11 protein-coding genes are annotated in these 14,247 nt (G+C 37.1%); 8 read left to right on the forward strand and 3 right to left on the reverse strand.

All coding sequences use genetic code 11. The features are described 5' to 3' along the window. Positions 1 to 3: 3 nt before the first annotated feature. The 4 genes from GQR59_RS03560 to GQR59_RS03575 all read left to right on the forward strand — a co-directional run bounded on the left by GQR59_RS03560 (position 4) and on the right by GQR59_RS03575 (position 5,861). Entirely contained in the window at positions 4 to 1,197 is a 1,194-nt protein-coding gene (locus GQR59_RS03560; RefSeq protein ID WP_160060730.1) for an efflux RND transporter periplasmic adaptor subunit, read from the forward strand. Positions 1,198 to 1,205: 8 nt separating this feature from the next. Next, the gene (locus GQR59_RS03565) at positions 1,206 to 2,750 is read left to right on the forward strand and encodes a DHA2 family efflux MFS transporter permease subunit (RefSeq protein ID WP_160060731.1); all 1,545 of its coding nucleotides are present in this window, start codon (positions 1,206 to 1,208) and stop codon (positions 2,748 to 2,750) included. A gap of 180 nt (positions 2,751 to 2,930) precedes the next feature. Then, complete coding sequence (locus tag GQR59_RS03570) at positions 2,931 to 3,518, forward strand: HD domain-containing protein (RefSeq protein WP_160060732.1); 588 nt, start codon at positions 2,931 to 2,933, stop codon at positions 3,516 to 3,518. A gap of 270 nt (positions 3,519 to 3,788) precedes the next feature. After that, entirely contained in the window at positions 3,789 to 5,861 is a 2,073-nt protein-coding gene (locus GQR59_RS03575; RefSeq protein ID WP_160060733.1) for a S9 family peptidase, read from the forward strand. 401 nt (positions 5,862 to 6,262) lie between these two features. Here the strand turns inward: GQR59_RS03575 and GQR59_RS03580 are convergent, their stop codons facing one another. Next, positions 6,263 to 7,051 (reverse strand): ABC transporter substrate-binding protein, encoded by a 789-nt coding sequence (locus GQR59_RS03580; protein WP_160060734.1) that lies wholly within the window; start codon positions 7,049 to 7,051, stop codon positions 6,263 to 6,265. A gap of 48 nt (positions 7,052 to 7,099) precedes the next feature. Further along, on the reverse strand, positions 7,100 to 8,188 hold the full coding sequence (gene hisC, locus GQR59_RS03585) for a histidinol-phosphate transaminase (RefSeq protein WP_160060735.1): 1,089 nt from the start codon (positions 8,186 to 8,188) through the stop codon (positions 7,100 to 7,102). A gap of 272 nt (positions 8,189 to 8,460) precedes the next feature. Between hisC and GQR59_RS03590 the strand changes: the two genes are divergently transcribed. Next, the gene (locus GQR59_RS03590) at positions 8,461 to 9,339 is read left to right on the forward strand and encodes a LysR substrate-binding domain-containing protein (RefSeq protein ID WP_160060736.1); all 879 of its coding nucleotides are present in this window, start codon (positions 8,461 to 8,463) and stop codon (positions 9,337 to 9,339) included. 239 nt (positions 9,340 to 9,578) lie between these two features. Here the strand turns inward: GQR59_RS03590 and GQR59_RS03595 are convergent, their stop codons facing one another. Beyond that, entirely contained in the window at positions 9,579 to 10,040 is a 462-nt protein-coding gene (locus tag GQR59_RS03595; protein WP_160060737.1) for an RNA recognition motif domain-containing protein, read from the reverse strand. 587 nt (positions 10,041 to 10,627) lie between these two features. Here GQR59_RS03595 and lepA point away from each other — a divergent pair. The 3 genes from lepA to rnc all read left to right on the forward strand — a co-directional run bounded on the left by lepA (position 10,628) and on the right by rnc (position 14,183). After that, on the forward strand, positions 10,628 to 12,424 hold the full coding sequence (gene lepA / locus GQR59_RS03600; protein ID WP_160060738.1) for a translation elongation factor 4: 1,797 nt from the start codon (positions 10,628 to 10,630) through the stop codon (positions 12,422 to 12,424). Positions 12,425 to 12,579: 155 nt separating this feature from the next. Further along, positions 12,580 to 13,500 carry a signal peptidase I gene (gene lepB, locus GQR59_RS03605; protein WP_160060739.1) on the forward strand — a complete coding sequence of 307 codons (921 nt, stop codon included), beginning with the start codon at positions 12,580 to 12,582 and terminating at the stop codon, positions 13,498 to 13,500. Next, entirely contained in the window at positions 13,497 to 14,183 is a 687-nt protein-coding gene (gene rnc, locus GQR59_RS03610; protein ID WP_081695326.1) for a ribonuclease III, read from the forward strand. The genes lepB and rnc overlap by 4 nt, the downstream gene beginning before the upstream one ends. Positions 14,184 to 14,247 lie beyond the last annotated feature (64 nt).

A 14,247-nucleotide genomic window follows, 5' to 3' on the forward strand; every position in this document is an offset into this window, starting at 1 on the left:
ATCATGGGAAATACAGCTACTAATACAACTAACACCGCTTCTAATACTGCTAAAAGCAAACGCAAAACTTCTTTTATTATATTATTTATAACGCTGGTGGTTATTGGTGTCGGCTGGTTTGCCTATTATGAAGTCTATGCAAAATACTCAGAAGCAACTGATGATGCTTATGTAAATGGTGATTTAGTGGTTCTCTCTCCACAAATTTCCGGAACCGTTGTCTCTGTGTTACCTGATCAAGGTGACTACGTTGAGAAAGGCCAAGTCATTGTCACTTTAGATTCAAGTGATACGCAAATAGCGTTACAGGAAGCCGAAGCTAAATTAGGCATTGCAGTACGACAAGTACGTAGTTTATATGCGACAGCAGATAATGCAAAAGCAAAAATGCAATCGAGTAAAGTTGCATATCGACAAGCCGTTAATGATTATAAACGTCGTCAAAATATTGCTAAATCAGGTGCCATTTCAAAAGAAGATTTAACCCATTATCAAGATTTAGTGGATACAACAAATAGTGCTTATTTAGCATCTCAAGAAGCCTTTAAAATGACGCTTGCCTTGGTTGATAATACGGTAATAGAAAATCATCCTGCGATAAAGTGGGCTGTGGCAGGTGTGCGTAAAAGCTACCTTGATAATACGCGAACAGACATAGTTGCGCCAGTGAGTGGTTATGTTGCTAAAAGAGCTGTGCAATTAGGGACTCAAGTACAACCAAGCAGCCAGTTAATGGTTATTGTGCCGTTGCATGATGTTTGGGTAGATGCGAATTTTAAAGAAAGCCAGATGAAAGATATGCGTATCGGGCAAAAGGTAATCTTAATTTCAGACCTTTATGGGGATGAAGTAGAGTATAAAGGTGAGATAGAAAGCCTTGGTATTGGTACCGGAAGCGCATTTTCATTGTTACCTGCGCAAAATGCGAGTGGCAACTGGATCAAAATAGTTCAACGTTTACCCGTTAAAATTCATCTAGAAGAAGATAATCAAAAAGAATACCCATTAAGAATTGGTCTTTCTATGGTTGCTACAGTAGATATTGAAGATACAAGTGGTAGTGTACTAGCTCAAAATGTTCAACAAGAAGCGCGTCTTGATACTAATGTTTATCAAAAATCATTAGAAGAAGCAGATAAGTTAGTGGCAAAGATCCTACACGATAATGTCGGTGTTACTCTTTCTGATGAAAACTAGAGGCGGTTATGCAGGATCAAACCTATAAGCCGCCAAGTTTAACATTAGCGGTTATTGCTTTAGCGTTAGCGACATTTATGCAAGTACTCGATAGTACGATTGCGAATGTCGCTTTACCAACGATTGCCGGCAGCTTGGGCGTCAGCTCTGAACAAAGTACGTGGATTATTACGTCATTTGCAGTATGTAATGCAATAGCATTGCCATTAACAGGCTGGCTTTCCCGCCGTATTGGGCAGCTAAGGCTGTTTATTATTTCTGTTTCATTATTTACCTTAACCTCTTTTTTATGCGGTATCGCAACCAGCATGCCTGAGTTGATCTTCTTTCGGGCATTACAAGGTTTCTTTGCTGGGCCGATGTTTCCAATGTGTCAGACTTTGTTGTTAGCTATTTTTCCTTCTGTAAAACGAGGTGCCGCATTAGCGTTAATTTCAATGGTCACTGTGGTCGCGCCCATTGTTGGACCGATAACGGGTGGTTGGATCACTGATAATTATTCTTGGCCTTGGATATTTTTTATTAATATCCCTATTGGTATTTTTTGTTGTGTCGCTGTATGGCAACAATTGAAAGGACGCATTGATACGATAGCTAAGATGCCAATTGATTTTATTGGTATCGCTTTGCTTGTATTAGGCGTTGGTTTGTTACAAATAGTATTGGATCTTGGTAATAATGCGGATTGGTTTGAGTCACCTCAGATAGTGATCATGACTTGTATTTCTGTGGTTGCATTAATTTCCTTTGTTATTTGGGAATTAACTGAAAAAAATCCTATTGTGAATCTATATCTGTTTAAAGATCGCAATTACACTTTTGGCACGATTGCACTTGTATTTAGTTATGCAGCCTTTTTTGCTATCAATGTTATTTTGCCGCAGTGGTTACAAATCTACATGGGCTACACGGCCATTTGGGCGGGACTTGCTTCAGCACCAATGGGGATATTACCGTTAATATTAGCGCCATTAATTGGTAAATATGCGCACAAAATGGATATGCGAATTTTGGCCAGTATCTCTTTTGTTGTAATAGGTATTTCTTGTTTCCTTCGTGCGAATTTTAATACTTTTGTCGACTTTGCTTCCGTTGCTGAAGTACAGTTATTCATGGGGATTGGTATCGCATTTATGTTTATGCCATTGACCACTATTTTCTTATCTAATTTACATCACGATAAAGTGGCTGATGCATCAGGTTTAACTACTTTCTTACGCGTATTAGGATCTAGTTTTGCTTCTTCGTTAACGACTTGGATATGGAATCGCCGCGCAGATTTTCACCATGCAAACTTGAGTGAACATATCAGTATTTATAACCCTGGCGCAGTGGAATATTTAGATAAAATGGGAGGGGCCACGCAGACAAATCTTGCCTCAGTTAATAGCGTGGTGACATCCCAATCTTATATGATGTCGCTTAATGATTATTTTTATATGTTAGGGATTTTATTTTTTGTATTGATCGGCATTGTTTGGTTTAGCAAAGGGCCTTTCATAAAAACTTCTAGTGCAGAGACAGCAACACAATCGTCTTCTACTGGGCATTAATCGATGGCTACTATCACCACTATGATGAGCTGATTCTTTTTGGTGTCGCTTTTCGTTTAACAGCGTTATGCTTAATAAAACCTTGTAACTTATTGAATGTATGAAAATAGGTTTATTAAAAAGCATTATGTAGAATGTTGAATAAAGCTTTAAAAAGTATTGAACATAAGGAATAAATTCATGACCGATTTAGAACAACAATTAGCTTTTATTATTGAAATCGACAAACTAAAAGCCGTTTATCGTCAAACAACCGTTAAAGAAGATAAAGATAGATATGAGAATAGTGCAGAGCATAGCTGGCACATCACATTAACGGCACAGTTATTACAAGATTACGCAGAGCAACCTATTGATATTAGTCGCGTCGTTAAAATGTTATTGATTCACGATATTATTGAAATTGACGCGGGTGATTTATTTGCTTTTGCCGAGTCACAAGATCATGAGCAACAAGCTTTAAAAGAAGAAAAAGCGGCCCAACGTTTATTTGGTCTATTACCAGCCGCTCAACATGAATACTATAAAGCGCTATGGTTTGAGTTTGAAGAAGCAAAAACAAATGATGCACAGTTTGCTAAAGGTATGGATAGAATTTTGCCGCTAGTGCAAAACATGAATAATCAAGGCGGTAGTTGGGCTAAACATAAAATTAGCCAATCTCAAGTACTTACTCGTAATAACTATTTAGAAAAAATGGCGCCTAAACTATGGCAATACGTAGTGCAACAAACAGACCTTGCTGTTGCAAATGGCTGGCTACTTTAAATGCTATTTTAGTCTTTATTTTTACTTTTTAGTTTCCATTAACGTTTCGTTTAATAGTGTAATGTTGCACTATTAAACGTTTTTTCATATTTCTTCACGTATTCTTTTTCACTAAATCTATTAACTTATCTTGCTAATACTTTATCTTGTAGCTTTCATACTTTGTCCGCGGTATTGTTGCTCATCGTTTTGCTTCTCTGAGAGTAATGTAAGCAATCCACTTATCCGCATAAAATTTAAATGTTCTGAACTTCCTAAAAGAGAGAAAATATGACCAATAAAGTCGATATTGTTAAGCCTACTGCTGATATTCAACTTCATGTACATGAAACTCATGGTCACCAACGTGAAGACAACTATTTTTGGCTGCGAGACGATGATAGAAAAGATCCAAAGGTATTGGCCTATTTAGAAGAAGAGAACACTTACACTGAACAGATGATGGCACCTTTATCTGAACTTCAGCAATCGTTATACGATGAAATGGTGGCAAGACAAGAACCAGAGCTAGAGTCTGTGCCTTATTTTAAGAAAGGTTTTTGGTACACATCGCGTTATGATGAAGGTAAAGATTACAGTATTTATTCTCGTCGCAAAGGTTCTCAAGAAGCTGATGAAGAAATATTTTTTGATTGTAATCAACGAGCGGAAGGCTTTGCCTATTATCAATTAGGTGATTTAAGCCTGTCACCCAATTCAATGTTATTAGCGTTTACTGAAGATACCGTTAGTCGTCGTCAATACACATTACGTTTTAAAGACTTAGCGACGAATACCTTGTTCGATGAAACGATTGAAGATGTCACTGATGTGGTGTGGGCGAACGATAATAAGACGCTATTTTATGTCAAACAAGATCAACAAACATTACTACCTTACCAAGTATATCGCCATACATTAGGCGACTCACCGAGTAATGATCAACTTATTTATGAAGAATTAGATGATACTTTCTACCTTAATTTATATAAAACACGTTCAGAAGAGTATTTAGTTATTTGTGCTGATAGTACGATGACCTCTGAGTGTCTGATTTTAGATGCAAACCAACCGCAACAAAACTTTACCTGCTTTTTACCAAGACAAAGAGATCACGAATACAGCGTTGATCATTTTCAAGATAAATTCTTTATTCGCAGTAACTACAGCGGTAAAAACTTTGCGTTACATACATTCGAATCTAATATCGAAACGTTTAAAGTAGTTGCACCAAGTGAATGGCAAACATTAGTCCCTGCAAGAGAAAAGGTACTGCTTGAAGGTTATGAACTAATGGATGATTGGTTAGTGGTAGAAGAGCGTTCATTAGGCTTACCTGTGTTACGCCAAATTCATTTTAAAACGGGTGAGTCACGAGAGCTGACTTTTAATGATCCTGTTTATACTGTGTTTAGTCATTATAATCCGCAGTCAAATAGCACTAAGTTTCGTTACCAATATACTTCATTTACGACACCTTCAAGTGTCTATGAGTTAGACCTTGATAGCGGTGAAACAACGTTATTAAAACAAAGCAAGGTCATGGGCGATTTTGATAGCCAAGATTACCAAAGTGAACGAGTTTGGGTAACTGCTAGAGATGGCGTGGAAGTGCCTGTTTCATTAGTTTATAAGCGTGCTTTATTTAATCATAACAATCCATTGCTGGTTTATGCCTATGGTTCATACGGACATAGTTTAGATATTGGTTTTAGTTCTGCTAACTTAAGTTTGTTAGACCGTGGTTTTGTCTATGCCGTCGCGCATGTTCGTGGTGGTGAAGAACTTGGACGAGATTGGTATGAACAAGGTAAGTTACTGCAAAAGAAAAATACCTTTAATGACTTTGTTGATGTTTCAAAAGCGTTAATCGAAAAAGACTATGGCGCAAAAGATAACGTTTTTGCAATGGGTGGAAGTGCTGGTGGTTTATTAATGGGAGCAATTGTTAATCAAGCACCTGAACTGTATCGTGGCGTTGTCGCGGCTGTGCCGTTTGTAGATGTAGTCTCGACTATGTTAGATGACACTATTCCATTAACTACTGGTGAATACGATGAATGGGGTAACCCAAATGATCCAGAATATTATCATTATATACTCAGCTATAGCCCGTATGATCAAGTGTCAAAACAAGCTTATCCAAACATGTTAGTAACAACAGGTCTACATGATTCACAGGTTCAATATTGGGAGCCTGCTAAGTGGGTTGCTAAATTACGTGAATTAAAGACTGATGATAATCAATTGTTATTATATACCGATATGGAAGCTGGGCACGGTGGTAAGTCAGGGCGCTTTAAGCACTTTGAAGATATTGCGAGAGAGTTTGCATTTCTAATTGATTTAGCTAGGGGCTGTTGATCTTTGCCGTTCGAATTTTGTTCAATCTAGCACGTTTTGATCAGGGCTAGTAAGGTGTAGCTTAGTGATTCTAAGCAAATCTTGCCTAACGAAGAGCATAACAATCCTGAGAACAGTATTTGTTGACAATTTATAGTGCGTTTCGCTTATTTATGTGGGACAACCACATTACATAAGCTCAGCTCTGTATAAATAGCCAACAAATTGCTGTAAAAACGAACTCGAAAGATCAACAGACCCTAGTTAAGAAGTTAACGAATAAAGAGTTGTTTAGATCAGATGCTAAATGAAAGCGTTGAATAAATGAATGTATTGTTGAAGTAAAATACTCCATAAAAACTGACTTACCGTTTTGGTCAGTCAGTTTTTTATTTAGTCAGTTTGTTTAGCTAGCCAGCTACCTACTCGCCGTAAATATCAAAGCTAAAGTATTTTGATGCTATCTTATCGTAAGTCCCATTTTTACGGATTTCAGCTATTGCTGCATTGAATTTTTCCGTTAATTTTTTATCTTGTTTGCGTAATGCTAATGCAGTGCCTTCACCAACATAAGCTTTGTCTGTTACTAATTTGCCTTTTAAAGCAAAGTTAGCGCCATTGTCTTTTTGTAAGAAAGCTAACACTAACTGATCTGAGTTAGCGAATGCTGCATCTAAACGGCCATTTTCTAAATCAATGTAAACTTGATCTTGTCCTGTATAACGTTTAATTTCCGCAACGTCACCGTACACATCGGTTACATAATTATCATGTATTGTACCAACTTGAACGCCAATCACTTTGCCTTTCAAACCTGCTTTATCAATGGTAAAGGTTGCTGTTTTAGCTGCTACAAAGCTAGCAGGTGTTTGATAGTATTTATCAGTAAACAGTACGCGTTTTTGACGTTCTTCTGTAATACGCATAGAAGCCATGATCACATCTGATTTTCTTGATAATAACCCCGGGATTAAACCGTCCCATGCAAGTGTGACCCATTCACATTTTAATGCTGCTTGAGCACATAACGCATCCGCAATTTCTATGTCAAAACCGACAGGTTTGCCATCTGAGTTTTTGTAATTAAAGGGTGGGTAAGTAAAATCAGAAGATAAACGAACTGTCTTTGATTCTGCTGCTTGTAATGGGGTAATAAATATTGATGACAGCAATGTTGATGATAATAGTACTGCTATTTTTAACGATTTCATCGTAAGTTCCTTTTAGATATATAGTTAATTGTAAATTTTTATCAATGGCTAATTTAAATTTTTTAGCGCGTTTAAGGTTTCAAGCATGCTTTCTTTAGATCCAATCGTAATACGAATACAATCATTTAAGGCAGGCTCATGGATTTGATTTCGCGTTACAATGCCTTGTTCAATAAGGTATTGATAACTGTTTAAATTATTATTAAATCGAATCAAAACAAAGTTGGTTTCACTACCAAATACATGCTGAACAGAATCTAATAACATCAGCTGACCTTTAAACCATTCACGTACTTGTATGAGTTGACTTGTTTGTTGTTGCATAAGGTGTAGTCCATTTTGAGACAATGCTTTTAGCGCAATTTCTGCCGTCGGATCTGCAATTGGGTAAGGTGCAATTAGGCGGTTTATATAAGACATGACACTCGTATCTGCTAATAAAAAACCACAACGTATAGCAGCTAAACCAAAAGCCTTCGATAATGTACGTATTACAATAAGGTGCGGATATTTATGCATTAAATGTAATGCACTGCTATGTTTTGAAAATTCAATATAAGCTTCATCAATTACCACTAACGTAGAATTCTTACTGGCTTCTAGCAGATCAATAATATCAGTTTCATTAATGCTATTGCCCGTTGGGTTATTCGGTGAACATAAAAATAATAAGGTGCTGCTGGGTAGTTGTTGTTTAATGTTTTCTACATCAAGTTGAAAGTCTGCTAACAACGGTACTTTACAGGTTTTTACAGAAAATGAATCTGCACAGAACTCATACATGCCATAAGTAGGGGGACATATAATAATTTGATCGTTACCTGGACTACAGAAAGTACGAATCAATAAATCAATGGCTTCATCTGCACCGCGCACTGCGACTATTTCACAATCTAATTTCCCTGATTGTTGTTGGCAGTAGTTGAGATAAGCTTGTGCCGTATCATGAGGTAAAAAGTCAGGGTAACGGTTATAGTGATCATTGCTACCTTGGCTTAAGTCACCGTATTGATTACAGGTTTCAAGTTCATTCGCATTCAACCATAAATGACCATTGCCGCCGAGACGACGGGCCGATTGATAAGGAATAAGTTTTTGTACTGCGCTAGGGACTAATTTTGATGCTAATGATTGCATTAACCAACTTCCAATTTAAGTAAAATACACCGTTATAAAAATATTGAATATTTACGCTTTAAAGTCGAATAATTATTCATATTTTTGTTGGTTCGATTTAAACAAATCTTCATTGAAAGGTGAAACGAAAAATAGGTATACTAGCTATGAATAAAAATCATAGCTAGTTATGTATTGAGAAGCATAACTAATCTCATTTCTGGATCTATTTGTTTATTTGGAATCGAGGTTAACCTGTTCGCTCTATTTGCAAAAGTCAGTATGAGACAATAATGAATAATCGTTTACCTTCCACTAAAGAAATGCAGGCATTTATTGTCACTGCGGAGAAACTGAAATTTACATCTGCAGCACAAGTCTTGAACGTGACACAAGGAGCGGTTAGTCGACAAATTATATCGTTAGAAAAAAAGCTCGATATCACTTTATTTCATCGACATGCGAGAGGATTAAGTTTAACCGAGAAAGGGCAACACTTTTTGCCTTTAATAAAACAAGTACTTCAACAAATGAAAAGCGCTGTCGAGCAAGTCTCAACGATAAAACCCCTCATTAAGTTAAAAGCACCTAGTTGTATTACGACTTGGTTATTACCAAAAATAATGGCCTTTCAACAAGCCTATCCCGACATTACAGTCGCGCTGACATCTTCCATTAAACATGATACTAATTTTTCCTCAGAGTCCTTTGATGCCGCTATTTGCTATTGCACAGAAATAAAAGATAAAAGCTTAATCAGTGAGTTATTATTTGAGGAGGTATTAACACCCGTATGTGCACCGTCATTATTATCAGAAGGAAAAAATCAGCTCAGTATTACAGCAATGAAAAATATGCCGTGGTTACATTCAACACCGCAGCAAAGTGATTGGTCTTTATGGTTAGCCGATGCCGGTAGTACTTCATTAACTTCAAAACATAATCAACATTTTGCGACTTTAGATGTTGCCGTGAGTGCTGCCAAACAAGGTTTTGGTATTAGCATTGGTGATGTCGTATTAGCCTCGTTAGATGTGGCATCCGGTGCGTTAGTTATGCCTCACCCGTTACAGGTGAAATCAGGTAAAGGTTATTATTTGGCAAGTTCAAAAACATCTAACAACTTATCATTACCCATCTTAGTTTCTTGGTTGCTCGACCACACAAAGTAAGTTGTTTTTTAGCTGCTTTAGATAGAAAAAATTAATTTACTCAGTGGATTGTGCCCTTGTAAAATAGTTAGAGAGAGGCATTATAAAATCGCTAGGCAGAATGGTGGCTTGTAAGGTGATCCTGGATAGAAAATAGGTAGTGCTAATTAATGAGTGTGATTGGTATAATAAACGCTTAAAAACAAAAAAGCCCGAGAACAATAAATTGCGCTCGAGCTTTTTTATGCTAGCTGAAAAATTTATTCAACTGAATCTTCACGTGGAGTACGTTCGTTTGCTTCACGTACTTTTAATGAACGTTCTTGGAACTCTTGTTCATTTAATGCTTCAATTGCATTTGCTGCATCGCTTTCAGGCATTTCAACAAAACCAAACCCACGGCGTTTGCCCGTATGTTTGTCTTTCATTAAACGTACTGAAATAACTTTACCGTGTTCTGCAAATAATGTGCGAATAGCCATTTCGTTTGCGCGGTAAGGTAAGTTACCAACGTATAGCGTTGTGGTTGCAAAATCAGCTTCAGGTGCCGTTGCTGTTGCAGTACTTTTGCTTGTATTGGCAAATTGAATAAGAAAACCAACTATCACAGCACCAGCGGCGAATAACATTGCGCCATTTAAGCTGATTGAAAGTAGAGTGATGGCAGCTGCACCAATAACGGCAACTGCAACAGAAAGCAACACTGGAGTGTTTGACTTCATAATTTAATAACCTCAAAAATAATAAAAGAAAAGAAATAGAAACGTAAGCGTAGATTCGATATCTCGAAAACAGCTCATAATGCTTTTTTTGAGAATGGTGGCATAATCCCTGCCATTATCAATCCATGAAAAGCAAGCTCTATTGTATGTCAAAAAAACTAATTAGCGTTAATAGATTGCTTGATCATCTTTGATCTTGTTGAAGAAAAGTTAAAAATGTGAGGAAAGCCTCGCTGTTTGTGAGGGAAATGTGACCATTTGATGCTGATTTTTTGTGCTAAATGTTTTTTTAAAGCTAAATGTTTACTTTTTATTCTGACAAAAAATATAACACAGAGTTAACTGCTAAAGCATTACGACTATAGGTGTTTAAAGATGGAGATTAAAACAGAAATTCGCTAGAATGCACGGCAATTAAGATGCGCAAATTAGGCGTGTTAAAACTAGACATCAAAAGTAAGCATTAAAGTTACTAAAAGCGTAGCGTAAATGACGCTTAAGTTAGCTGCGATAAAGTGGTAATCAAACAATGATCAACCTGTATCGCAATGCAATATGTAGTCACTAACAAGGTATTAAAAGTATTCATGAAAAATATTCGTAACTTTTCAATCATTGCCCATATCGACCATGGTAAATCAACATTGTCAGATCGTTTAATCAGCACATGTGGTGGTTTAACTGAGCGTGAGATGGCTGCACAAGTAACTGATTCTATGGATATAGAACGTGAACGTGGTATTACCATCAAAGCGCAAAGTGTCACGTTAGATTATAAAGCGAAAGACGGTGAAACTTACCAATTAAACTTCATCGATACACCAGGACACGTAGATTTCTCTTATGAAGTATCACGCTCTTTAGCGGCTTGTGAAGGTGCTTTATTAGTTGTTGATGCCGGTCAAGGCGTAGAAGCGCAAACACTAGCAAACTGTTATACCGCTTTAGAAATGGACTTAGAAGTTGTCCCTATCTTAAATAAGATCGATTTGCCGGCTGCAGAACCTGATCGTGTTGCTGAAGAAATTGAAGACATTGTTGGTATCGATGCAACGGATGCGGTTCGTTGTTCTGCTAAAACGGGGTTAGGTATTGATTTAGTATTAGAAGAAATCGTTCGCATGATCCCGCCGCCAGTAGGTAATTTGGATGGTCCTCTTCAGGCATTAATTATCGACTCATGGTTTGATAACTACCAAGGTGTTGTTTCATTGGTACGTATCAAGCACGGTCAAATTAAAGTCGGCGATAGAATGAAAGTAATGACCACAGGTCAAGTTCATTTAGTGACTAAAGTGGGTTACTTTACGCCAAAACAGAAAGAAACTGGTATTTTAAAAGCCGGTGAAGTTGGTTATGTTATTTCTGGTATTAAAGATATTTTAGGCGCACCAGTGGGCGATACCTTAACACTTGCTGATAACCCATCACCAAAAGCATTACCTGGTTTTAAACGTGTTCAACCACAGGTTTACGCTGGTTTATTCCCAGTAAGCTCTGACGACTATGAAAACTTCCGTGATGCGCTGGGTAAATTAAGTATTAATGATGCGTCATTATTGTATGAACCAGAGAACTCGTCGGCACTAGGGTTTGGTTTCCGTTGTGGCTTCTTAGGTTTACTACACATGGAGATCATTCAAGAGCGTTTAGAGCGTGAATACGATATTGATTTGATTACAACGGCACCGACCGTAATTTATGAAGTTGAAAAAAATAACAACGAAATTGAATACGTAGATAGCCCTGCTAAATTACCAGCAACAAATGATATTAAAGAGATCCGCGAGCCAATTGCTGAGTGTAATATTTTAGTACCTCAAGCTTATTTAGGTAACGTAATCACTTTATGTATTAACAAACGTGGTGTACAAACTAAAATGGCTTATCACGGTAACCAAGTCGCATTAACTTACGAGATCCCAATGGGTGAAGTAGTAATGGACTTCTTTGACCGTTTAAAATCAACGAGCCGTGGTTATGCGTCATTGGAATATAACTTCATTCGTTTCCAATTAGCTGAAATGGTGCGTGTTGATGTCATGATCAATGGCGATCGTGTTGATGCATTAGCATTGATCACACATCGTGATAATGCAGAAGGTTATGGACGTGAATTAGTAGAAAAAATGAAAGAATTGATTCCTCGTCAAATGTTTAATATTGCAATACAAGCTGCGATTGGTAGTAAAATTATTGCCCGTTCAACGGTTAAGCAATTAACTAAAAACGTATTGGCAAAATGTTACGGTGGTGATATCAGCCGTAAGAAAAAACTGTTGAAGAAACAAAAAGAAGGTAAGAAGCGAATGAAGTCTGTTGGTAACGTTGATGTTCCTCAAGAGGCTTTCTTAGCGGTGTTACATATCGGTAAAGATAAGTAGTGTTTGATTACTAATTCTTCTCAGTTTGATGATAGAAAATAGTAATTAAAGAATGTTAATGCGCTGGTGTATAACCCGCGCATTTTGTATTTTAAACGAGTCATATTAGTTAAAATCCATTAATTAATATGATTTATAAGTGGATAGGAAAAAAAATGGCAAATTCATTTGCATTGATATTAGTAATTTTGACCTTAGTAACCGGTCTGGTTTGGGTTTTCGATAAAATTAAATGGGCTAAAAAACGTAAGCAGGCTTATGCCGATTTACAAGCTCAATCTGAGATTGAGTTAGACGATAAAACACTTGCTAAAATGGTGCCTGAAAATCCAATTATTGAAAATGCACGTAGTTTATTTCCAGTTATCGCAACCGTCTTTATCTTACGTTCTTTTATTTATGAACCGTTTCAAATTCCATCGGGTTCAATGATGCCAACGCTGCTCGTTGGTGATTTTATTTTAGTTGAAAAATTCTCATACGGTATTAAAGAGCCGGTTTGGCAAACAACGTTAATCCCAACCGGTCACCCTGAACGCGGTGATGTTGCGGTATTTAAATACCCTGAAGATCAACGTGTAGACTTCATCAAGCGTGTTGTTGGTTTACCGGGCGATAAGATAGTTTATAAAGATAAAGAATTATATATTGTACCTGCATGTGGTGAAGCAAGCTGTGGTGATTACAAGAAATTAGATACCTCGTTCATCGGTAATCAAGACTTCAAACATGAAAGCAACACCGTAAAAGTTTACTCTGAAGTATTAGGCGATGCTGAGCATCAACTATTGATTAATCCTTTACGCAGAGAACAAACACAAGCTTATTACCAACAAAAAGAACCATTAACGGCAACCTATGAGTGGGTTGTGCCTGAGGGGAACTATTTTGTAATGGGTGATAACCGTGATAATAGTCGCGATAGCCGTTTTTGGGGATTTGTACCTGAGCGTAACTTAGTTGGTAAAGCCGTTGCTAAATGGATTAGTTTTGAATTTGACCGCGATGCGAGTGACTTTTTACCTAGTTGGGTGCCAAGTAATGTACGTTTTGAACGTATAGGTAGTATCAAATGAAGATGAAAGAACAAGAATTAAAGCGTTTAGAAAAGCGTATTGGTTACGAATTTTCAGATTTTTCATTATTAAAACAAGCATTAACGCATCGAAGCGCGCTTGGTTTACATAATGAACGTTTAGAGTTTTTAGGTGATTCGATTTTAAGTTTTGCTATCTCAACTGATTTATATAAACGTTTTCCTAAAGTTGATGAAGGCGACTTAAGCCGTATGCGTGCAACTTTAGTCTGCGGAAAAATGCTCTCAGAAGTAGGGCGTGAATTTGTATTGAGTGATTGTTTGATCTTAGGTCCTGGTGAATTAAAAAGTGGTGGATTCCGCCGCGATTCAATTATCGCCGATGGCGTTGAAGCGATTATTGGTGCTGTATTTTTAGATTCTAATATCGATGTGGTGAATAAATTGGTATTAAGCTGGTTTGAAAGCCGCCTTAATACTATTCAACCAGGTATCGGTCAAAAAGATCCTAAGACGCGTTTACAAGAGCATTTACAATCTCGTAAACAACCTTTACCACTTTATGAAGTGCTTGATGTTAAAGGTGAAGCGCACAATCAGCAATTTACTATGAGCTGCGAAATTGAAGGAATGCAACAAGTGCAAGGCAAGGGGACAAGTCGCCGTAAAGCTGAGCAAGTTGCTGCACAAACTATGTTAACCGCATTGTTAGGTGACAAATAATGTTACTTCTTAATGCTATTTATTTACCTGTATTATTAACTTTAACTTTCATCTATTTAGGAGC

It is taken from the genome of Psychromonas sp. L1A2 (genome assembly GCF_009828855.1).
Taxonomy (GTDB): Bacteria; Pseudomonadota; Gammaproteobacteria; order Enterobacterales; family Psychromonadaceae; genus Psychromonas.